The following is a 21,183-nucleotide window of genomic DNA, read 5'->3' on the forward strand; positions in this document are numbered from 1 at the left end:
TTACTTCGCAAAGGTATCCATTTCCAATTTGACTCGCATCGCCTGCCCCAGGTGGCGTTCACTATGGGCAACCAGCATTCGGACAGCATCACCCAACCTGATTTTTAACCAATTTCCAAACAGCGACATCAATTTATCCTGGTTCCAGTCGAGATAAACCGCCTTGTCCAGCAGCGAATGCAGCAGCGTTTGCAGCTCAATAAATTGATTCATCACATCAACTGGCATCAGGTCGGCAGCCCGCCGGGGGCGTATGGTACCCGGCGCAGGCAGCTTCAGTTTTGTCTGAGGGTCAACCGCAAACAGGAATGCTTTCCCCACCCAATCGCTTTCCAGCACCTGATTGGTGGGGTTCGTCTGGACGAGTCCGAGTTTTTCGACTTTGTGTTGCAGGTTACGAATATAGAAACGCTCAGCCAGGTTAAGGTGTTGCAGACATTCAACAATACTCCATTTATCGGGCGCGGGTTTCCAGCGAAGCTGCTCCTCGGTCAACGGCGAAAACTCTTTTTGTACCGTATCAAGTATGACCCTGATTCGATCCTGAAGATCGTGGGCTGCGGCTAGTTTATGCATAGTGACAAATGGGATAGACACACGCGTAGAAACGCAAAGTAGTAAAACAGGGTGTATTTTCGATTTTTGGGACTACTGCATATGTGTCGCAACCTGCTGGAACAGTTCAAGATCGCGTTTAGAGTCCAGGTCGATGGCCCCCGCTTCAAAAGGCACTTCGGTGCAATCGTCGCGGTGACGGCCTATGACCCATTTTACCCCTTTGTCGCCCTGAAGTTGCGAGAGTTCGGGGATATAACGCGTATGAAAAAGGGCCGGTACGCTAAGCTGGGTATCGTACCGACAGGCAACTATGCCTTTGTTTTCTTCATGGAATACATCCAGAATATGCAGCAGCAGACCTACCGAAACAAGTGGCTGATCGACATGAAGGACTAGTACCGATTCGATGTCTTTTTTTGTCAGATATAGAGCCGCCAAGCCTGTTTTTAAAGAAGAAGCCTGCCCTGTCGGCCAGCTCGAATTATCGACCATAGTAATGGGCAAGCCGTCCAGTTCAGGCACCACCTGGGCACGATTAGCTCCCAACACGACAACAACGGGTCCTCGCTGCAATGCCAGCGCACTTTCAGTCACCCGACGCAAAAGGGTTTGACCTTTATAATGAATAAGCTGCTTGGGTTCGCCCCCCATTCGAGACGAATCGCCAGCGGCCAATATGATAGTTCCGATTTTCAAGAAGATGCTTATTTAAAAAATGTATGCACGAAGCGGGATACGAGACAAAATCGACTGGCGATCATGTGGCTTTTTAACCCCGTTTATCTAAAACTAAATATACCTCATTAATGCCTGAGAAATGACAAGAATTCAATGTCGCGGCTTCTTTCAGCGAATACCTCAGCCGGATAGCCCACTTCAACCAACGAAAGCCCATCCGCCGGTGCCGCCCGCCCGGCCTGCTTTCGGTCCCGGGCCAGAATGATCCGTTCGAAGTCGGCTACACTCAACCGCTCTTGCCCAACGGCAATCAGGGTACCAACAAGCGCCCGGACCATACCATGCAGAAACCGGTTGGCTTTAATATGAAAGACCAGATCACCATTGGGTTTCTGTTCCCAAAACGCCTTCTCGATCTGGCAGTTAAACGTCTTCACATCGGTCTTAACTTTGCTGAAGCTTTCAAAATCGGTGTGGTGCAATAAACGCTCAGCCGCTTCATTCATCTTGTCAAGAGACAACGGCGGGGTAAACACATACACCAGTTCGTTCCGAAAGGGGTCTTTTCGGCGGCTGATCTGGTATTGGTAATAGCGGAATATGGCTGTAAAGCGGGCATGATCGTCGGGCCGAACAGGGAAACAGTCATAGACCGCAATATCAGCAGGAATCATACTGTTCAGGGAACGAAGCAAATTTACGGGTAACGGCGTCTCTATGTCGAAATGAGCGAATTGCTCACCCGCATGTACCCCTGCGTCCGTTCGGCCACTGCCTACAATGGTGATGGGCTGGCGCAAAACGGTAGAGAGCGCATTTTCAAGTACTTCCTGAACGCTCAGGCCGTTAGGCTGTCGTTGCCAGCCGTGATAAGCCGTGCCCTTATATGCCAAATGAATAAAATACCGCATAAGTCGGGCAAAAATAGGATTAATTGGCCTTCCAAAATGGTAAGGGGCTCCGGTTGCAGGAAAACGCCTGCATCCAAAGCCCCCGCTTAAAAAGAGAAAGGAACGAAACCCTATGCAGTAAAACCCATTGATTCATCGCCCAAAACCAGCCCTTATGCCGGTTTCTACACGACTAATCAATTTATTACTTGCCCCATCTTAACTGATTGAAAGTTGATAGAGTTTTCATGGATTTGTAAATTCACTAAAACATAAGGGAACGGTCCTTCTTCATCAGCACAGGTAAATCAAATTCGTTCTATTTCAAACCGTAGTTCATCAACCAACTGCTTCAGACGCTCGGTATTAGGCGCGGGCGGAGGAAGCTGCTGGCTCACGAAGGCCGCAATTTCCCAAACTTCGAGCACGTCTTTCAGGGACACTTCCCGATTGGGAATCTCGGCCCGGTCGGCGGTTAAGAGCAGCGTACCTTTCACTTTCACCTGATTGTATACCCGACGGCAGAAAATACCAGCCCCGTTGCCGTTCGATGGATCATGTCGCTGGGGTTGGATGAGCAGTACGTACAGCTTTCCGTCGGCAATATCGAACCAGTTCCGAATGAATTTTCCCACTAACAAAGCACCAGGAAAAACAAAATCATCACCCGCTTCGAAAGCCCGGTAATGGCCTTCGGGCAAGGTAGGCAACTGCATGGCGGGCAGGCGATTCAGAAAGTCAGTCTGCTGATAACGTTGGCTATACTCCCCAAACTGACGGTGCATGACAACAGGAATGGTGGGTGCTACTGGCTGACTGGATGCGTGTGTCCTGGCAGCACCGCCCGCGCCTTCATAGACATTGTTAAAGGTCAACAAATCAGCGGCTGGCTTTGGGGCGGGTGGTGCCATTCGGGGCTCGGGCTGTGAGCTGAACAACTCATCGAGCGATGACCGGTTGCGTTCGGGTGTATGAGCTGCTGGGGCCGTGGGCTGGGGCCGCTCATTCATTGCCTGACCGGGCCTGACCGGGGGCGTTATCACTGGTGGAACCGGTGCCGGGCGACTCTCTTCCTGGGTTCGGTAATACTTGTTCAGGACCGAAGCGAGCGGTTGAGGCTCGGGTGCCGGTGGTTCCGGTTGTGCCAATCCAGAGGAAGCAAATATATCCGGAAAGTCGGGATGCTGAAACGGATCGTCCTCATCCGGGTTGATCTTGCCATCGGTCCGGATTACAGGCGATCGGAGTTCAGCGGCTTTGGCTGGCTGCCCAAGCGGAATACTAAGATTTGGCGTTTCGCGAAGTTTACGAAGGTCCTGCCGGGTAAGCAGCTCAACGGTTGTGTTAAAGGCTTTGGCAATTGCCTGTATATTTTGCCCGTTCGGATTGGCACGACCTTCTTCGTAGGCTCCTAACAACGAACGCTTTATGTTTATTTTTCGAGAAAACTGCTCCTGTGTCAGACCATTGAGTTTGCGCAGGTAGCGGATGTTGTCACTGACGAGCGTCATCCAGATTTGGGTTTACTAAAGTTTCAGCTAAGATAAACGATTCATGTTTTAAATGCCAACCCACGGCGTTCGCGTCACTTTTTTGTATTTTTAAGACATTATTTTGACTCGTTTACAGAACCGACACTTCACATGACTATTTCACCCACGGAATCCAAAGTAGCCGACACCTTTCGGGCTGCGTTTGAAGCGCAGCGCCGAAACGCGCAGCAGATGGCACTGACAACCAGTGAGCAGCGCCTTGAACGAATTCGGCGAATTCAAGCCTGGGTGACAACGCATGAGCTTGATATTCAGCGAGCCATGTACGATGACTTTAAAAAGCCATCGGCAGAAGTCATGCTTGGTGAACTGATGGCGCTGAACGCCGAGATCAAACATACGATCAAACATTTGAAAGGCTGGATGAAGCCCCAGTCGCTGCCAACAACCTTATCGCTCGTGGGTACGAAAAGTCAGTTGTTGCACGAGCCCAAAGGGAATGTCCTGATCATTGCACCCTGGAATTATCCGTTTGTCCTTACCATTCGGCCGCTGGTATCGGCCCTGGCAGCCGGGAATGTGGCCATTCTGAAGCCGTCGGAGCTAACGCCCCATACGGCAGGGCTTATAAAACGGATGATTACAGAGCTGTTTCCACCCGAGGAAGTAACGGTTTTTGAAGGCGATGCCGATGTTTCCAAAGCTCTGCTGGAGCTGCCGTTCAATCATATCTTTTTCACCGGCAGTCCGGCTGTTGGTCGGGTAGTCATGACGGCTGCGGCCAAACATCTGGCCTCCGTCACGCTGGAACTAGGGGGCAAATCGCCCGCTATCGTTGACGAATCGGCCGATATTAAACAGGCCGCCGGACAACTGGCCTGGGGCAAATGCCTGAATAATGGACAAACCTGTATTGCACCCGATTATCTGCTGGTTCATGCGTCGATCAAGGAGACGTTCATCAAGACCCTTCGCAATACCATGACGGGTATGTACAGCCCGGATGGCAAACCCGTAGAAGAGTCAGACAGTTACGCCCGCATCGTAAACAATCAGCACTTCGCCCGCATCAGGGAACTGCTGGACGATGCCGTCAGTAAAGGAGCAACCATTGTTCATGGCGGCAGTATGAATGCCGATAAAAACTTCGTGGAACCAACGATTCTTGAGCAGGTGACGGATAATATGCGGGTCATGCAGGATGAAATTTTTGGGCCACTATTACCCGTGCTTACCTATACGGATCTTGACGACGCACTGGCGATTGTAAACCAGCGGGAAAAACCGCTTGCCCTCTACATTCATAGCCGAAACCGCAAAACAATACAATACATCCTGGACCGCAGCTCAGCGGGCGACACGGTGATCAACGATACGTTATTGCAGTTCGGCAACGTCGAATTACCGTTTGGGGGTGTTAACAACAGCGGTTTGGGCAAATCGAATGGCTACTTCAGTTTCCAGGAATTTTCCAACCAACGCGGAGTCATGCAACGGGAGTTCGGTACCATGAAATTCATATACCCCCCCTATACCGATAAGGTAAAAAAGCTTATTAATCTGGTTGTAAAATATTTCTGATAACGTTGATGTTCAGTAGATCACTCCACCCAAAACAAGTATAGATAATGAGACTATTGTATCTTGGGTTCGTTTTTATTGTACTGATGTCAAGCCATTTGCACGCTCAGAGCGGAAATAGCTCAGGTTCCCATCGTTTGGGGGTCGGCGTGTTTGGTGGTATCAATCGCACAACACCCATCCTGTTCGACAATCAGCAGACATTTCTAGCCCCCCAAACGAATCTGACGGCTGGACTGGATGTGTTTTATCCATTCAGTCAACGGTCTTCCCTTCATTTGCAGCCTTCCTGGGCAAGCGTCAGCTATGGCAAGACAACCTCGAAGTATTGGAATCAGCTGAATTTTAATATCTCCTCCATCAAGATCCCTTTATTGTATCGGTACTACTTTCTTACATCCAGCGTATCTCCATTTTTTGACATCGGCGTTGGGTATAACCAGGCCGTCAGCGGGTCTTATACGATTCAGATACCCTGCGACTTCTGTGACTATACTACTGGTGGGTATACCTACACGTATGGTCTATCCAATAAATCCGCAATGAGCGTCCTGGGGAGTATTGGTACCCGTTTTCGTATCAAAAAAGTAAGTATCCCTGTTTTACTACGTTACGAGCGTTACCTCAACAGCCAATCGTTTGCAACGGATGTTCCTGTCTACAATCCTCGTGTTCAATTTCAACATATTGCTCTTCTAATGGGTATTACCTTTTAAGTGAAAACGTTTCAGCTTGCGCATACTACATTATTACTGAGTGGTAACCAGTCAAAAACGCTCTGTCTTCAACGAACAGGTCGTTTTTAATCAAAACCTTGTATATTGGTTACCGCATGTTACAACGACAGTTTCTCCTAGCCTTACTCTTGGTTGCTGGTCCTCTGGCTATTGCCCAGACGCTACCCGTACTTGATCAAAATCCTTCCAGTCTGCGTTGGTATCGGCTCACAACCCCGCATTTTCGGGTTATCTATCCGAAAGGCTTTGACTCGACCGCCCAACGCACCGCGAAACGGCTTGAAAGCTTGTATGAACCGGCTAGCGCTTCGCTCCAAAGTCGCCCCCGGCGTATTTCCGTGCTGCTGCAAAACCAGACCACTAACAGCAATGGCTTTGTTTCCCTGTTTCCGCGCCGGTCCGAATTTTTCGCCGTGACACCCCAGGACCCCACCTTGGCGGGGACCCAAAACTGGATCGACCTGTTGGCCGTTCATGAATATCGGCACGTTGTTCAGAACGATAAGGCGTTACAGGGCTACGGCAAAACGCTTTACTCGCTGTTGGGCAATATGGGTTTACAGCTAGCTCTTTTTACCGTCCCGGACTGGTTTGCCGAGGGTGATGCGGTGAGCAATGAAACCCTGCTAAGCAACAGCGGGCGCGGGCGTATTCCCAATTTCGATCTGGATATGCGGGCCAATTTACTGGCCAGTACCGAATTACCCCGGTTTCGATTCGACTACCAGAAAGCGGTGGGGGGCTCCTACCGCGACAACGTGCCGAACCATTACAAACTGGGTTATTTTTTAACGACCTACCTGAAACGAACTTACGGCCCTGATGTCTGGAGCCGGGTACTTGATCGCAACTACCACCGTTTCCCCTGGCCATTCGCTTTCTCGGCAAGCATAAAGCAAGAAACGACCCTCAGAACCGAAGACATGTATCGGAAGACGATGGACGACCTCCTTGAGACCTGGCAGAAACAACAGGCCGGAATAGCTATCACACCCGCGGTTAACTTTCCGGTCAGGTTCGAAAAACAGGTATCGAAACGGCCGGTGTTCACCAACTTTGAGCACCCGCAATTTCTAACTGACTCAACGGTACTCTGCGTGAAGACGGGCCTGGGCGACACGCCCCGGCTGGTTATTCTGGATAAAAACGGCCAGGAGAAAACAGTTTTCGTACAGGGGTTCCCGAACGACCCTGGGCTGTTGTCTGCTTCTGCCACAAAGGCCTGCTGGATTGAGTTTGGGTATGACCCACGCTGGGGACAACGCATCTACTCGAATATCCGCCTGCTCGATCTCAAAACGCATGCCCTTACCCGGTTGACGCACCGTGCCCGCTATACGACCGTTGCCATTTCGCCCGACAACCGGAAACTTGTGGTAGTCGATAACACGGACCGGTTGAAAACCAATCTACAAATCCTCGATGCCAATTCAGGCAAGGTATTGAAAACAATACCGAATCCGAAAAACGACTTTTACCAGCACCCTCGCTGGAAAGACGATAACCGGACGATTGTCACGATAGCCCAGAAAGACAGGCAAAAAACCATTCAGTCTATTGACTCAGAGAACGGCGTAATAACAGACTTACTTCCCTGGGCCAATGAAAATATCAGTCATCCACAGCCCTGGGGAAACTATGTCTTTTACAATTCGCCCCGTTCGGGCATCGATAATATTTTTGCCCTTGACACCCGTTCCAGACAGGTCGTTCAGGTTACCTCCCGCCCCCTGGCGGCCTACCATGCCACCATTTCACCATCAGGTTCACAATTGGCTTTCGAAGATTATACGGCCACTGGTTATCGAATTGCCAGTATGCCCATGACGCCGGAAAACTGGAAACCACTGTCAGAGCCAGCGAAAGAAGTGCCCGTCCGTTATTTCGGCAACCTGCCCACACTGGAGCCAGGAGCGGCTCAGGGTCGTCTGGCCCTAAGCGATTCGTTGCCGGTTCTAGATTCTGTGGCCCCTACCCGCTTTCGTCGTTTCGCCAATGCACTGAACGTGTATAGCTGGGGGCCTACGGTAAGCAGCAGCAGCCAGGCTCTGTCAGTAGGATTAAATTCGCAGGATTTATTAAGCACGACACAGGTCAGCGTGGGCTATACCTATAACCAGACGGAGCGGACCGGGAATGCTTACGCCCTACTGAGTTATCAGGGGCTTTACCCGGTTTTTGATCTGAGCTTCCAGACAGGCAACCGACGAACCTCACTCTACGTTGACAAAGTAGCCCCCGCCGATAGCCTGCGCACCGATGAGTGGCAATACAATCAGCTAACGGCTGGCTTCAGGCTACCTTTACAGTTCACCCAGTCAAAATATATACAGGGTTTAAACCTATCGGCTTACTACAACTACCTGCAGGTTACGGGCTATGATTTACCGTTTCGGTATGTTACTGAAGTAGGCGCTGCGGGAGCGTTGAATGCCATAACGTTTGGGGCAAGTTATTCGCATATTCTCCGACAGAGCAAGCGCGACGTGGCCCCCCGCTGGGGTCAGACCCTTTCGGCCACCTACCGAACGACTCCCTTTGGCGGGAAGCTTACGGGTGAGCAGTGGGGGGTTCAGGCCAACGCATTTTTCCCGGGATTAGGCAAACACCACTCCCTGCGTTTCAGAGCGGGGTATCAGGAACAGTCTCGGGGAAGTTACCGTTTTAGCCCGGTGGTGTTTTACCCACGAGGGCAATTGTACGTAAGTGACGACCAGATTAAAGCGGGCAGTGTGGAATACCGTTTGCCCCTGGCCGACACGCATTGGTCGCTGGGCCGGTGGCTTTATGTACAGCGAATCAAGGCCGGAGGTTTTTATGATGTCGCCAACGGAAACTCAACAGTCGAAATTCGCGATGTTTACAATCGACTGCGGGGTTATGATGTCCAACGACGTTCTTATCAGACTGCTGGTCTGGATGTATCATTTGTTTTCAACGCCCTTCGGTTTCGTACCCCTCTCGAAGCCGGATTCCGGACTATTTACAACCTGACCAGCGGGCAATGGCTGGTTCAGCCACTAGTAATAGACATTGGGTTTTAGGTAATAAGTAGTAAGTTGCCAAGTAGTAAGTTGGTAAGTGGCTGACGCAGGTATTACCCTCGCTTCAGCTACTTACCAACTTACTACTTGGCAACTTACTACTTATTGCTTACCCCTTATAAAACACCCATTTCGACAGTTCGCGGAAAGAGACTTTTTTGCCGTACATCAGGATACCGACGCGGTAGATTCGGGCGGCCAGCCAGGTGGTGCCAACGAAGCCCAGCACCAAAAGAATCATCGACAAAGCCAGCTCCCAGGCCGGTACGCCAAAAGGGATTCGGACCATCATCACTACTGGCGAGGTAAAGGGAATCATGGATGTCCAGAAGGCCAGCGGACCATCGGGGTCACGAACGGCAATCTGGGCAAAAGCAATGGCCGCAATAATGGGCATCATAATGGGAAACATAAACTGCTGCGTTTCGGTCTCGTTATCAACAGCCGCCCCCACTGCGCCGAACAGCGCACTATAAAGTAGATACCCCCCCAAAAAATAGAACAGAAAGCAGGAAACGATGAGCGGCAGATTGAGTGTTTCAATAGCCGCCATCACATCGGCAACGGGATTTTTGGCCGTTGCCATTTTGCTTTGTACCTCCTGCCCTCCCGGCATGCCATTCATCCGGGCCGACATGGCCGACTGCGCCGTTTCTTTGGGCTGGCTGACTAATTTTGAGCCGAGGGTCATCAACCCAATCGTCAACACGATCCAGAGCATGAACTGGGTCAGACCAACCAGCGCTACGCCGATAATTTTACCCAGCATCAATTGAAACGGTTTCACCGAGGAGATGATCACTTCGACAATGCGATTGGTTTTTTCTTCCATTACCCCCCGCATCACCTGTGTGCCGTAAATTAGGACCGATATGTAGATTAGTAAGGCGCAAAAGCCGCTGATGATGGTGGTAGCAATACCGTTATTACTCTTTTCGCCTTCATCACTCAGGCTGATGGTCTGGGCATCCACATTCACTTTGGCATCCTGTATTACTTTTTGGGTAATACCTGCCTGTTCCAGTTTGATGTTTTCAATTTCTTTGGAAATAGCCCGCTCAATATTGCTTTGCAGTGCCAGACTGACGCTTTTCTCCGAGAAGATTTGCACCGTTTTTGGCTTTTCGATCACATTTTCGGGAATAAAAACGAGTGCGTTATAGCCATCTTTTACAAAAGATTTTTTGGCCGCTGCCAGCGATTGCTTTGGGTAGGAATATACGGTTTCATCATCATTTTTGAACTGATTGACAAACCGGCCACTTTCATCAATGATGGAAATTTTCTTCTGGTTGATGGAGCTGACAGCGGCCCAGCCTATGATGGCGTAAAAACCAAAAATTAATACTGGCCCCAAAATCGTCATGATAATAAACGACTTTTTGCGCACCCGAACCATGTATTCGCGCTTGATGATTAGAAGTATTGTGTTCATATTTTTTTCAGGAGTGAAAGGATGAAAGACCAGGAGAGCAGGAAGAGAAAAGCCACGTTGACGGCCAACGACAGTTTTTCTCATTCGCCCTTTTAGTCATTAGTTTCGCCTACTGCTTTGATAAAGATGTCGTTCATGCTGGGAATATTCTCGCCAAAGGCCCTGACGGCAACCCGGTCAAGCAGATAGCGGATGAGATCGTTTACAGCCGCATCGGGGGGAATGCGAATATCGGCCCTATAGAAACCATCATCAGTGGGGCGGGTTTCCAGGATATCAAATGCCGTGGGTAATGCAGCGAGTTCACCCTGGTATTCGACGTGGTAGGTGTGGGTTTTAAACTGCTCTTTAATGGCCCGTTTGGCTCCGTCAAGCACTTTATGAGAACGGTTAATGAGCGCAATGTAATCGCAAAGCTCCTCCACTGACTCCATCCGGTGGGTCGAAAAGATGATCGTTTTACCTTTATCCCGTAATTCCAGAATTTCGTCTTTGATCAGGTTGGCGTTGATGGGGTCGAAACCCGAGAAGGGTTCATCCAGGATAATGAGATCCGGCTCGTGCATAACGGTGGCGACAAACTGAACCTTTTGCTGCATGCCTTTTGACAGGTCTTCAACATTTTTGGACCACCACGCTTTTATATCAAACTTAACAAACCAGATCTTTAGTTTTTCCATGGCCTGCTTTTCACTCAGCCCCTTCAACTGAGCCAGGTACAGCAGCTGCTCCCCAACCTTCATTTTTTTGTAGAGCCCACGTTCTTCGGGCAGGTACCCGATTTGTTTGATATGGTTTGGATTCAGGTGCTCTCCGTTTAGGATAACTTCACCTGAGTCGGGGGCGGTGATCTGGTTAATAATGCGTATGAGCGACGTTTTACCGGCCCCATTGGGCCCCAGGAGGCCAAAAATACAGCCTTTGGGAACGGATAAGCTTACATCGTCCAACGCCCGATGTTCGGCGTATTGCTTAATAATGTGGTGAGTTTCGAGGATGTTCTCCATCAATCCTATTCAGTTAGTTTAGGGAGTGTACAGCGTAAAGTAGTAGGTCAAACTACGGCTATACCAGACGCATTGGCAATCAATTTACGGATGAACTGCCAACCTGCTGTATAGGCGGCAATAAAAAAGCCACAACCCAGAAGGTTGTGGCCAATACGATTAACTTAAAAGGGGTATCAGGCCTTAATCACAATGGTTTTGGCCCACTTATCGCCAAATCGTTTCCGGTCATCGCTAAACACCATCAGCGCATCGACAATACCAAAAAGGGGGATCAGCAAAGGCACCTGCCGGGTTATGGCCGTACCATAATCCCCGACAAGACTGCCTCCTGTTTCTTCCTTGATGGCTTTAATACCCATCAATTTTTTCCCGATACTCTGACCGCCTAAAAAGCCACCCGTTTCTGGCAGGGCATCTTTTGTGAGCAGATAGCCGATCGCAATGATATACCCAACCATAGCCAGACTCGATGACACAAACAGTAACAGCCAAAAGGGTATATAGCTGACTAAACCATCGATAAACAAGGCAATAAAGCGCTGTAGAGGACTGGCCTTTACATACGTACTGAGGGGGGCGTAAGTAGGTTGCACAAGCTTAAGGGTTTAAGGTAGAACGTAATAATAGCCCTCTAACTTACCACATATCAGCAAAACAACAATGCGCTACTTCGTAAACAGAATACGATTTATCAAGCGGTAACTTCGTCATTTTCAACGGGCTGCGTCCTGAACTCGCCCTCCCACTTCGATATTACACAGGTGGCTACCGCATTACCCGCCACGCTCGTAGCAGAGCGACCCATGTCGAGTACCTGATCAATACCCAATAACAAGGCGAGCCCTTCAATGGGCAGGTTAAATAGGGACATGGTCCCGGCAATGACGACCAGCGAAGCACGCGGTACACCGGCAATGCCTTTTGACGTAATCATCAGGGTCAGCATCATCGTGATCTGCTGCTCAATACTAAGCGGAACATGATATGCCTGAGCAATGAAGGCCGTGGCAAAAGTCATGTACAGCATGGAGCCATCCAGATTGAACGAATAGCCAAGCGGCAATACAAAAGAGATAATTCGCTCGGAGCAGCCAAAACGGCGCAACGCTTCAATAGTCTGGGGAAACGAAGCCTCCGAACTGGCCGTACTGAACGACAGAATAATAGCCGATCGCACTTCTTTCAGTAAGGCCACATAAGGAATACCAACAACCAGACAAATGACCGACAGCACAACGAAAACGAAGAAGAGTAGTCCGCCAAAAAAACACAGTATCAGGTAAGCGTAGCCCGCCAGAATGCCTAAACCCTGTTGGGCAACAACGGCCGCAATGGCGCCCAATACCCCAAACGGGGCAAAGGCCATGACATAGCTCGTGACTTTAAACATTACATGCGACAGGGCATCCAGCGCCTTGATCATTATCTTGCCCTGCGGCCCGATCGACCCAACTGCAATCCCAAAAAAGATACTGAAGACAACAATCTGCAGGATTTCGTTCGTAGCCAGTGCGTCGATGAAGCTCGTTGGCACAATATGGGTGATGAAATTCTCAAACGTCAGTTTCTGCACTTCAACGCCGGTATCCGTGCCAGCCGGAGGCAGAGGAAGACTCATCACTTCACCGGGTTTCATGATGTTAACCACCAACAGACCAACCACCAACGACAGAATGGTAGCGAAGTAGAAATAGGCCAGCGTCTTTAAACCAATTCGTCCGACCGTTCCGAAATCACCCAGCTTGGCAATCCCGACGACCAGCGTAGCAAACACCAAAGGCCCAATGATCATTTTGATGAGCCTAAGGAATATTTTGGACAAAATATTTAGATCGGTACCTGAAAAACCAGAAGTAGTTGCCGGAAAAAAATAGCCTATGGCAATACCAAGCACCATGCCCAGAAAAATACGCGTCGTTAAATTCGGTAGCTTCATGAAGTGAGATTAAAAAGAACCCATAAAGACAAATGTAAATGAAACTGAGCAGTTCAAAAAGTAGGATTCTGTGCTGTTACTGAATTTTAGCTGATTAAGCAAAATACCCACTTTGATGAAGGTAAACCAGCGCTCTATTATTTGTATATTAACCTATCATGCACTATTATGCGACTTAATCAGTGGATTAAATCAACAAATGAAATTATTTACGCTTGAACACGCGCTTGTAAATTGGTTTTCGGTACGCAAATTGCAGCCAGAGTAATGGGTAAAACAGATAATCAGTAAGCAAAAAAGGAGTTCGAAACGTAATATCATCAACAACTATCGTTTGTTCACCATTTTTGTCGGCCGAACGCAGAAGTCGATGTCGATGTTGCCAGTAGGATAAAAAAAATGGAAGTTTAGTGCCCTGGTCGATAAAGTAGATTTCTGAACTCGTGCTTTGCTGGTCGACGATGAGGCTGATCCAGTCCTGCCGGAACAAAAGAAAATTCAATTCTAAATGCACGATATCCCCTTTGAGACATCCATCAAAGCGAAGTACGTTTACGGGGGGGAAGGGTGGACTGAGGTGGTTGAAAAGGGAACGATCGAAGCCGGCCCAGACAGTTGATAAAGGCTGTTCGACTTGTGTTTCGAGGACAATGTGCATGATAAGCGAATGGAGAGAGAGTAAAAAAACAAGTATCGAATACCTGACTGTTTGTTATAATTACACTGTGTATATACTGTAAGAAGCTTTTTGCCGGTAAACATTAGCTCTAATTTGATACATACTGATTGCATTTATAAAGTTTTGAAAGAAAGCAACGTTAAAAAATGGATTGTTTCTCCCGTTTAGATATAACTTTTTTAAACCAGATCGGGCAAAAAGGTAAACTCATTATGAATCGGTTTGAGAAAACTTCCATAGGCTGGTTGATGGTTTGGCTGTTCAGCCTGGCCTCATCAGTCAATGCAGCCCCTCCTGACCCCGAATACCTTACCGTTCGGAATGGTTTACCACAGGGGTTTGTCAAATCGTTACATCAGGACCACCGTGGATTTATCTGGTTAGCCACCCGCGATGGACTTTGCCGCTACGACGGGGTTCATTTTCGCATCTACACCCATGTACCCCAACAAACTAAGTCACTGTCATTCAGTAGTATTTACGAAATTAAATCCGACAAATACAACAAACTGTGGCTTCGTACAGAAAACAATAACATCGATTCATTTGACCCCATTACTGAGCAGGCTACCCATATTTCTAATTCCGCTGCCTTTCGCAAGGCATTGGGCCGCGACCAGCTTATCGGCATTCAGCCTGACCAATCCGGCAATGTATGGGTGGCCACACAAACGAACGGCTTTTTTCGGCTGAATGCAAACGGCACCGTTTCGAACCACCATTGGGTGATGAAAGGTGATACGATCCAGCGAACGATTCAGGCGCTGTTGCTGGACCGGTACAACCAGCTTTGGCTGGCCGCTCGGGATGGGCTGTTCAAATTTGATCCGGCCTCGGGGCACTTTGTTGGTTTCCGAATAGCGCAGGGATTACCTCAGAATGATGTCTATGGGCTCCATGAACGCTCGAATGGCGAGTTGATGCTGGGCTTCCCCGGCCGTTTCGCTCTTTTTGAACCCGCTAACGGGCGAGTTCGTCAGGTAATACCAGTTCCCGGATCGCCCAATGCCACTCCGCTTTTCACCAGGGATTACCGGGGTGTCGACTACATAAATCAGAGCCGTTATACCGAGCAGTCGGGACTGGTATCCTTACTCTCAGACCCTAACGACCAAACAGGGGCAGCATCCTTATCTGAACAACCGTCTAAATTAAACCGGTTTACCGCGTTATCTCTACTGGTTGACCGAACAAACGTCCTTTGGATAGGCCTGAATGGGGATGGGGTTATCAAATATGATTTGAATAAACGGCCATTTCAAACCTGGCCCTACAGGCAAAACTTCCAGACCGATTGGCTGACTCAGCAGCTTAGTGTCCCGATTGACGCCATTCCGGCCGTTATTCGACAAGGGTCTTCAGCCAACATGCGCTATCAGTTCGACCGACGGCGCAACCTTTGGATCACCACCCCCCAAACGGTTCCCTACCGCTACAACACCTTTAAGAAATCCTTTACGCCCGTCTCTCCAACAGGCATCGAATCCCGCTGGCTTCCCAACGGTGAATTTCGGCTGACGGCCCTATCGACGGGAGCTCAAGGGGAGTTGTGGGGGCTGCTAGGGCCGCATAACCGGGCTGTTGTCCGGCATAATCCGGATTTGGAAACGTTTACAGCATTCCCCTTGTCCCTACCGTCAAACCACCCGTATGAGATTATGGCCATGGTCGTTGACGGTGGACGGATTTATCTGGCGACAAAAAACCACGGCTTACTGCGGGCCGATTTATCCACCAGGCGACTCATTCATTGGCACAGTGGCGATAATGCGGCCAAAAACCTACCCGGTGACGCCTTGTTATGTCTCGCTCAAGACCCCCTTCAATACAAGTATCTTTGGATCGGAACATTTGGAGAAGGCCTCTGTCGGCTGGATAAAATGACGGGTAAAATTCAGCGGTTTTCCGTCGGTCAGGTTCTCTCCAATAATGTTATTTACGCCATTCGTACCGATGGCGATGGCCATTTATGGCTAAGTACCAACAGGGGGCTCTGCCGATTTGATACCCGAACCTTTGAAGCCAGAAATTACATGGCCGATGATGGGTTGCCGGGTGAAGAATTTAAACAGTTTCATGATGTCAGCCTACCCGATGGGCGGCTTATTTTCGGCGGTACGGACGGGTATACCACATTCAACCCCCGGCGCGTGAGTGAAGACTCTATAAAACCAGTTGTTGCGCTTACGTCGCTGCGCATTAACAACCAGCCAGTTGATGCGAACACGGCTGACTCTCCTATTCATCTGGACATCAACGAAACAACTGAAATAGAATTGACTCATGAGCAAAACTTCATTTCTATAGATTTTGCGGCTCTTGAGTTCAACCAAAGCCATAAGAACCAATATCGTTACAAACTAATTGGCCTGGACAAAGACTGGGTTTACAGCGGCAATCAATCTACGGCAACCTACACCAATCTTCCACCCAATACCTATACGTTTGTGGTCAATGCCTCAAATACATCGAGTGTTTGGAGTCCACATACGCATTCGCTTCGTATTGTCATTGCTCCTCCCCTATGGGCCACCTGGTGGGCGTACATGGGCTATGCGTTGTTGATGGTTGGAGCGATCATCCTTTTCCTGCGGGTACGTATTAACCGAATTCGTTTGAAAAGCAGAATGGAGCTTCGAGAGCAGGAATCTATCCAGTTGAAACACCTCGATGAGATAAAATCCAGGTTCTTTTCTAACATAACGCACGAGTTCCGAACACCATTAACGCTGATCTTAAGCCCCTTGGAGCAAGTTTTAAATGATTCGGTTGACTCCCCCTACTACAGCCGCTTGTCGCTTATTTACAGAAATGCCAATCGACTGTTGCGGCTAATCAATGAATTGCTGGACCTGGCTAAACTGGATGCCGGCAATCTGACCATTTCCCCTACACCAGCTAACTTGCCCGATTTTATCAAACGGACAGTCGCCGTGTTCCTGGAGGAAGCCCAGCGCAAACAAATCCTGCTGCATCAGTCACATCATTTCAACCAGCCTTTTTACTGGTTTGATCCGGATAAAATTGAAAAGATCCTGACCAACCTGTTATCCAATGCGTTGAAGTTTACAGATGACCGCGGAACGATTACGGTATCCACGTCAGTGGTGCCCATTGAACCCCTTCTGGAGACAGCAGCGCATACAGACCTGGTTCGACTGACCGTCTATAACACCGGGGCAGGCATTCCTGAACATCAACTACCGCATATATTTAATCGCTTCTATCAGGCCGACCCGATGACCGAACGTTCCGTTGGTGGTTCCGGTATTGGTCTGGCGTTGGTTAAAGAACTTGTTGAAATGATGCAGGGCAAAATTACCGTAGAGAGTACGCCCTCTGCCGGAACAACCTTTACCGTTGAGTTACCCTGTCGGCAGGCCCGGGCCGATCTTATAGCCACTCCGGTCAGCAAGAGTAATGCGTCGATACACGGCTATGAGCAACTAAACGTAACGAATACTCAATTGGACGATAAGTCTCCCCTCATACTTCTTGTTGAAGACGATGACGATATCGCTAACTTTATTGTAAACACCCTGCAAACAGAGTGGCGGGTTCAGCGGGCAAGCAATGGTAGAGCCGGTGTAGAAGCAGCCATTGCCAACGGACCTGATTTCATCATTAGTGATGTGCTTATGCCCGAACTGAACGGCTACGAACTATGTCGTCAGTTGAAAACGAATCCCGTTACCAGTCATATTCCCATCCTGCTCTTGACAGCCAAAGTGTCTGCCGAAAGTCGAATCGAGGGATTAACCGCCGGAGCCGACGATTACTTGTCAAAACCGTTTCAGATCGACGAGCTGCGGGGTCGTGTCCGAAACCGACTTTCCCATCAGCAACAGGCCCGTCAATATTACCGCACTCAGTTACTGGGCGAAGGCTATCTACCCCTCGCCAGCGAAGCGCCCGAAGATGATTTTATGAACCGGATTTATGCGCTCCTTGAAAACCACCTCGATGATTCCACTTTTGGGGTTGAACCTCTGGCTTCAGCCATTGGTATGAGCCGGATGCACCTTAACCGAAAGGTTAAAGCCATGACCGGTTTAACGCCTAATGAACTGATTCGGGTCGTTCGTCTGAAACGTGCTGCAGAGTTGTTGCTAACCGGGGTATCTATATCGGAAGTAGCCGACCGGGTGGGCTTTGATACCCCGGCATACTTCTCGAAAGTATTTAAAGAGCACTACTTAATGACCCCTTCCGACTATGTGGAACAAAACCGCCAGGAGATAACCCGATAGGCGCCAAAGCGGAATTCCAGCAAAATAATCCTCATTTTTAACGCATCTATTTAGGGAAAACCATAGACTAGATTGGCTTTCTGGGTTATTAATTGAACCAATAAGAAGCTTTCATATGTGATGTTACAAATTTTATAGTCTGTGTTACGAAAGAGCAAGACATCGGAATTGATTGAGATTAGTATTGCATCAGTTACTACTATTCAGTACCAGAAAGCAAATACTCTCACGTATGTCCATGTCTACCTTTTCCTTTTCCAATCGTGCTGCTCAACTGGAGTGGCCTCCCCTGAAGCTTTATCTGCGCGAAACGGGCCGTCAGTTTTTTTCTGTAACCGACCTTGTTTATCTACAGGCAGTTGCTAATTATAGTTGGTTAAACTGGGCTGATGGTCGTCGGATGCTCATGCCACGCACCTTAAAATATTACTCTCCACAACTTCCTACTGAATTATTTATTCGTCTCCACCGTAACTGTGTTGTTAATCGGCGCTTCGTGGAACGGCTTGAACGTACAGAAACCGGTGGCCTGGTTCATTTGACCACGGGTGAAGTTCTGCCAGTTTCGCGTCGTCGCTGGAGTCTGGTTAGACGGCAACTTGCCCACAACCGACCAAATGTAAACTAAAGAGCACTTTCCGCTTTCTATCCACCATTTTGCGCAAAGCCAGAACGGTATGGTTCTGTTAAGGTTTTCGTAAAAGACAGCGGTAAAGTGCAGGTTAGAAACATTACGCATTAGACCGGGTTGAAACCATACTATTGGTATGGTTTCAACCCGGTCTTTTTGTATGCAAGTCAATCCTGGTCTGGCGGTAAAAACAATGGATGCCCACGAACGTCTCAATCTGGCGTATGGCATCCAAATGATACAGGGGTACGCCGACCCTATGCATGAACTCATTGGCACTATCTTGTCCCACCGCACCACCCATGCGAATGAGATGACGGCCTATCTGACCATGCGGGAGCGGTTTCCAACCTGGGAGCAGGTTCGGGATGCACCGCTCCCTGAGTTGATCGATGCCATTAAAACAGCAAATTACCCGGAAATAAAAGCTCCTTATATTCAGAACCTGCTCACCCATCTCTTTCAGGAAACAGGGGCCGCCAATATTGATTTTCTGGGCGACCTGTCAACTGAAGAAGCCATGAACTGGTTGACCAGACTGCCGGGTATTGGCTTAAAGACTGCGACGATTTTGTTACTGTTTAAATTCCATAAGCCGTTACTACCCGTTGATACACATGTTCACCGGGTTACGCAGCGACTGGGACTCATTGGCCCGAAGGTAAGCGCTGAAAAAGCCCATTCCATCTTGCTGGCCTACCTACCCGAAGATGCTTTACAACTATTTAATTTCCACAAACACTTTTACTGGCACGGCCAACGGGTTTGTACCTGGTATTATCCTAAATGCAACGAATGCGTATTAAAGGAAATGTGTGACTATTATCAATCGGGCCGGACAGCCACGTTAAGCAGCACACCCATCAGAAAGCAGAAGGCCAGGGATGCTTAGTCCAACTAAAAAGCCCCGTCAAGTTAATTTGACGGGGCTTTTTAGTTGGACTAAGGCGTTATTCAGCTTGGCTTGCCATACTTGTGTTCATAGAAAGCTCTGGACTGATCAACCCAGTTGTCGCGCTCAATCCGACCGGGGAAAAATTCGATGAGTTCGTTTATTTTATCAATATCTTCCTTTGCGAAATTTGCCACCTGTTTGAAGGTGTAAATGCCCAGGCTGTGTAATTTACGCTCCAGAAATGGCCCAACACCGACGATCTCCTTTAAGTCATCTGCTTCAGCAGCGGTAGCCCGCCCAATCCTGTCGAAGTTCACTTCGCCGGCTCGGGCAGCAATTCGGTTCAGCACAGCGGCTTCTGAGTTACCGGCAACTGGAATACTTGCCTCAACAACCGGAAGGATGGGTGCTGCCTCAACAACCGGGCTGTCGAGGACCGGTGCTGACACGTCCTCATCAATTAGTTCAGGTGTATCGTCATTGGTAAGCGCCGGTAATAACGGATCGGCATGCACAAACGCAGGCGGAACCTCAACAGCGGGTACGTTGGGCAGGGGAGCCGGAATCGGGTCAATGACGGTAGACCGTCCAGCCGTTTTCGATTGACGGCAATTGACCAGTTCGGCTTCTTTGTCGGCGATTGCCGTACGAAGACTATTGATGCGGCCGCTTAGGATTAATCGGCCAATCAGCCAGCCAATAAAGGCAGCAAGTGCCAGTAAGAGTACTATTTCGGTTATGGCAACCGGTTGACTTAAAGGATCTAATCCAAACATAATAGGATTCAGTTATAATGGGAGTTTTAAAGATCACAGGGGATTGGCTTTTCAAGTTCCACTAATGCGGTAAAGCGGTTTACTTTTTCTTTGCCAATTCGGCAGCCTGCCCTACCCAATTATCACGGACGATTCGACCGGGAAAAAATTCGATCAAATCATTTATCTGCTCAATATCTTCCGAATTAAAGTTCGCTATCTGTTGGAATGTATAGATACCGATGGCGTGCAACTTCTTCTCCAGAAAAGGGCCGACGCCCACAATGACTTTTAGGTCATCGGCACTGGAAGCGGAGGCCAGTCCGATACGATCGAAATTAATTTCGCCGGCCCTAGCCCGAATACGATTCAGAATAATGGTTTCATCATCATCTCCCTGCGCGACGACAACGGTCGGCTTTCGATAACAATCGTCGACCTCGCGCTCCGTACGGGCCAGACTACCTTCCAGTTGGCGAATAGTCGTTTGCCGGGATACATATCCAATAATAAAACCCAATACACCAGCCACAATCAGCATGATCCAAAGCTGCATTTGGGCATCCGGTAAATTGAGGGGATTCATATCAAACATAATTGTAAGGATTTAT

Annotated in this window: 17 protein-coding genes; 6 read left to right on the forward strand and 11 right to left on the reverse strand. The window is 48.9% G+C overall.

Annotated elements, in window-relative coordinates:
* The 4 genes from ACYVK4_RS17600 to ACYVK4_RS17615 all read right to left on the reverse strand — a co-directional run bounded on the left by ACYVK4_RS17600 (position 1) and on the right by ACYVK4_RS17615 (position 3,637).
* The gene (locus ACYVK4_RS17600) at positions 1-576 is read right to left on the reverse strand and encodes a DinB family protein (protein WP_461128833.1); all 576 of its coding nucleotides are present in this window, start codon (positions 574-576) and stop codon (positions 1-3) included.
* Between the two features lie 72 nt (positions 577-648).
* Positions 649-1,254 carry a nucleotidyltransferase family protein gene (locus ACYVK4_RS17605; protein ID WP_461128834.1) on the reverse strand — a complete coding sequence of 202 codons (606 nt, stop codon included), beginning with the start codon at positions 1,252-1,254 and terminating at the stop codon, positions 649-651.
* Between the two features lie 107 nt (positions 1,255-1,361).
* Entirely contained in the window at positions 1,362-2,147 is a 786-nt protein-coding gene (truA, locus tag ACYVK4_RS17610) for a tRNA pseudouridine(38-40) synthase TruA (protein WP_461128835.1), read from the reverse strand.
* A 287-nt stretch (positions 2,148-2,434) separates the two neighbouring features.
* Positions 2,435-3,637, reverse strand: coding sequence for a helix-turn-helix domain-containing protein (locus ACYVK4_RS17615; RefSeq protein WP_461128836.1), 1,203 nt, complete (start codon positions 3,635-3,637; stop codon positions 2,435-2,437).
* Between the two features lie 132 nt (positions 3,638-3,769).
* Here ACYVK4_RS17615 and ACYVK4_RS17620 point away from each other — a divergent pair, with 132 nt between their 5' ends.
* The 3 genes from ACYVK4_RS17620 (at position 3,770) to ACYVK4_RS17630 (ending at position 8,981) form a co-directional block, all read left to right on the forward strand.
* Positions 3,770-5,200: an aldehyde dehydrogenase family protein gene (locus tag ACYVK4_RS17620; protein WP_461128837.1), complete on the forward strand. Its 1,431-nt coding sequence runs from the start codon at positions 3,770-3,772 to the stop codon at positions 5,198-5,200.
* 47 nt (positions 5,201-5,247) lie between these two features.
* Positions 5,248-5,916, forward strand: a complete 669-nt coding sequence (locus ACYVK4_RS17625) for an outer membrane beta-barrel protein (protein WP_461128838.1) — start codon at positions 5,248-5,250, stop codon at positions 5,914-5,916.
* 116 nt (positions 5,917-6,032) lie between these two features.
* On the forward strand, positions 6,033-8,981 hold the full coding sequence (locus ACYVK4_RS17630) for a hypothetical protein (protein WP_461128839.1): 2,949 nt from the start codon (positions 6,033-6,035) through the stop codon (positions 8,979-8,981).
* A 109-nt stretch (positions 8,982-9,090) separates the two neighbouring features.
* On the opposite strand, the gene ACYVK4_RS17635 is transcribed toward ACYVK4_RS17630, so the two are convergent.
* From ACYVK4_RS17635 to ACYVK4_RS17655, 5 genes are all read right to left on the reverse strand, one after another.
* Positions 9,091-10,416: an ABC transporter permease gene (locus ACYVK4_RS17635; protein WP_461128840.1), complete on the reverse strand. Its 1,326-nt coding sequence runs from the start codon at positions 10,414-10,416 to the stop codon at positions 9,091-9,093.
* Positions 10,417-10,508: 92 nt separating this feature from the next.
* Complete coding sequence (locus ACYVK4_RS17640) at positions 10,509-11,423, reverse strand: ABC transporter ATP-binding protein (RefSeq protein ID WP_461128841.1); 915 nt, start codon at positions 11,421-11,423, stop codon at positions 10,509-10,511.
* Between the two features lie 176 nt (positions 11,424-11,599).
* Positions 11,600-12,019, reverse strand: coding sequence for an RDD family protein (locus ACYVK4_RS17645; protein WP_461128842.1), 420 nt, complete (start codon positions 12,017-12,019; stop codon positions 11,600-11,602).
* A 98-nt stretch (positions 12,020-12,117) separates the two neighbouring features.
* A complete protein-coding gene (locus ACYVK4_RS17650) occupies positions 12,118-13,362 on the reverse strand; it encodes a dicarboxylate/amino acid:cation symporter (RefSeq protein WP_461128843.1) in 1,245 nt (414 codons plus the stop codon).
* A 205-nt stretch (positions 13,363-13,567) separates the two neighbouring features.
* Complete coding sequence (locus ACYVK4_RS17655; protein WP_461128844.1) at positions 13,568-14,020, reverse strand: SRPBCC family protein; 453 nt, start codon at positions 14,018-14,020, stop codon at positions 13,568-13,570.
* A gap of 233 nt (positions 14,021-14,253) precedes the next feature.
* Between ACYVK4_RS17655 and ACYVK4_RS17660 the strand changes: the two genes are divergently transcribed.
* The 3 genes from ACYVK4_RS17660 (at position 14,254) to ACYVK4_RS17670 (ending at position 19,814) form a co-directional block, all read left to right on the forward strand.
* Complete coding sequence (locus tag ACYVK4_RS17660; protein WP_461128845.1) at positions 14,254-18,291, forward strand: hybrid sensor histidine kinase/response regulator transcription factor; 4,038 nt, start codon at positions 14,254-14,256, stop codon at positions 18,289-18,291.
* A gap of 238 nt (positions 18,292-18,529) precedes the next feature.
* A complete protein-coding gene (locus ACYVK4_RS17665) occupies positions 18,530-18,919 on the forward strand; it encodes a LytR/AlgR family response regulator transcription factor (RefSeq protein WP_461128846.1) in 390 nt (129 codons plus the stop codon).
* A gap of 163 nt (positions 18,920-19,082) precedes the next feature.
* Positions 19,083-19,814: an endonuclease III domain-containing protein gene (locus tag ACYVK4_RS17670; RefSeq protein ID WP_461128847.1), complete on the forward strand. Its 732-nt coding sequence runs from the start codon at positions 19,083-19,085 to the stop codon at positions 19,812-19,814.
* A gap of 62 nt (positions 19,815-19,876) precedes the next feature.
* On the opposite strand, the gene ACYVK4_RS17675 is transcribed toward ACYVK4_RS17670, so the two are convergent.
* Both ACYVK4_RS17675 and ACYVK4_RS17680 read right to left on the reverse strand, forming a co-directional pair.
* On the reverse strand, positions 19,877-20,593 hold the full coding sequence (locus tag ACYVK4_RS17675) for a hypothetical protein (RefSeq protein ID WP_461128848.1): 717 nt from the start codon (positions 20,591-20,593) through the stop codon (positions 19,877-19,879).
* Positions 20,594-20,672: 79 nt separating this feature from the next.
* Positions 20,673-21,167 carry a hypothetical protein gene (locus tag ACYVK4_RS17680; RefSeq protein WP_461128849.1) on the reverse strand — a complete coding sequence of 165 codons (495 nt, stop codon included), beginning with the start codon at positions 21,165-21,167 and terminating at the stop codon, positions 20,673-20,675.
* Between the last annotated feature and the right edge of the window lie 16 nt (positions 21,168-21,183).

Source organism: Spirosoma aerophilum (genome assembly GCF_054782495.1).

Excerpts from the sequence above, each read along its gene's own strand:
- ACYVK4_RS17640 (WP_461128841.1), bottom strand. The coding sequence starts at position 11,423 with ATGGAGAACATCCTCGAAACTCACCACATTATTAAGCAATACGCCGAA.
- ACYVK4_RS17630 (WP_461128839.1), top strand. The coding sequence starts at position 6,033 with ATGTTACAACGACAGTTTCTCCTAGCCTTACTCTTGGTTGCTGGTCCT.
- ACYVK4_RS17665 (WP_461128846.1), top strand. The coding sequence starts at position 18,530 with ATGTCTACCTTTTCCTTTTCCAATCGTGCTGCTCAACTGGAGTGGCCT.
- ACYVK4_RS17600 (WP_461128833.1), bottom strand. The coding sequence starts at position 576 with ATGCATAAACTAGCCGCAGCCCACGATCTTCAGGATCGAATCAGGGTC.
- ACYVK4_RS17625 (WP_461128838.1), top strand. The coding sequence starts at position 5,248 with ATGAGACTATTGTATCTTGGGTTCGTTTTTATTGTACTGATGTCAAGC.
- ACYVK4_RS17670 (WP_461128847.1), top strand. The coding sequence starts at position 19,083 with ATGCAAGTCAATCCTGGTCTGGCGGTAAAAACAATGGATGCCCACGAA.
- ACYVK4_RS17655 (WP_461128844.1), bottom strand. The coding sequence starts at position 14,020 with ATGCACATTGTCCTCGAAACACAAGTCGAACAGCCTTTATCAACTGTC.
- ACYVK4_RS17660 (WP_461128845.1), top strand. The coding sequence starts at position 14,254 with ATGAATCGGTTTGAGAAAACTTCCATAGGCTGGTTGATGGTTTGGCTG.
- ACYVK4_RS17680 (WP_461128849.1), bottom strand. The coding sequence starts at position 21,167 with ATGTTTGATATGAATCCCCTCAATTTACCGGATGCCCAAATGCAGCTT.
- truA (WP_461128835.1), bottom strand. The coding sequence starts at position 2,147 with ATGCGGTATTTTATTCATTTGGCATATAAGGGCACGGCTTATCACGGC.
- ACYVK4_RS17615 (WP_461128836.1), bottom strand. The coding sequence starts at position 3,637 with ATGACGCTCGTCAGTGACAACATCCGCTACCTGCGCAAACTCAATGGT.
- ACYVK4_RS17650 (WP_461128843.1), bottom strand. The coding sequence starts at position 13,362 with ATGAAGCTACCGAATTTAACGACGCGTATTTTTCTGGGCATGGTGCTT.
- ACYVK4_RS17675 (WP_461128848.1), bottom strand. The coding sequence starts at position 20,593 with ATGTTTGGATTAGATCCTTTAAGTCAACCGGTTGCCATAACCGAAATA.
- ACYVK4_RS17620 (WP_461128837.1), top strand. The coding sequence starts at position 3,770 with ATGACTATTTCACCCACGGAATCCAAAGTAGCCGACACCTTTCGGGCT.
- ACYVK4_RS17635 (WP_461128840.1), bottom strand. The coding sequence starts at position 10,416 with ATGAACACAATACTTCTAATCATCAAGCGCGAATACATGGTTCGGGTG.